The organism is Vibrio sp. 378 (assembly GCF_033339435.1).
The window spans coordinates 1-582 of record NZ_JAWOUO010000882.1; the positions used below are offsets into that span (position 1 = coordinate 1).

The 582-nt window shown below is 46.2% G+C and carries 1 protein-coding gene; it reads left to right on the forward strand.

What is annotated here, in order from left to right:
• Positions 1-438: TVP38/TMEM64 family protein (locus tag R7Q48_RS29385; protein ID WP_318133889.1), on the forward strand; the 438-nt coding region annotated here is incomplete at its 5' end.
• Between the last annotated feature and the right edge of the window lie 144 nt (positions 439-582).

The following is a 582-nucleotide window of genomic DNA, read 5'->3' on the forward strand; positions in this document are numbered from 1 at the left end:
GGTACCTTAGCGCTGTTTTGTGCAACGCTTGGCGCAGTAGCGGCATTCATCGTGGCGCGCTTCCTGCTTCGCAACACCATCAAGAAAAAGTTTGGCCATAACCCAATCTTCAAGAAAATCGATGACGGTGTAGCAGCAAACGGCACCAGCTTCTTGATTCTGACTCGTCTTGTGCCTGTATTCCCATTCAGCCTACAAAACTACGCTTACGGTCTAACCAGCCTCAACCTTGGCACTTACGCTCTGGTTTCTCTGTTGACCATGGCACCAGGCGCATTCATCTTCGCTTACATGGCGGGTGATATTGCGACAAACGGCGTGTCTGCAATGTTGCTAGTGAAGTTTGCAGTTGCGGGTCTTGTGCTGTTTGGTATGTCTCTGATTCCAAAATACATCGCGAAGAAAAAAGGCATCAACATGGAAGAATTAGCGAAGTAGTCCGGTCTATCCAACATTGATGCTAAAAGAGTGCAGCTATCGTGCTGCGCTCTACCCTTTACATCATTGATAGTAATTCCCTGAATCAATTAATAAATCCTATTGGGATTCACATTGATAATACCGCGAGATAGATTACTATCC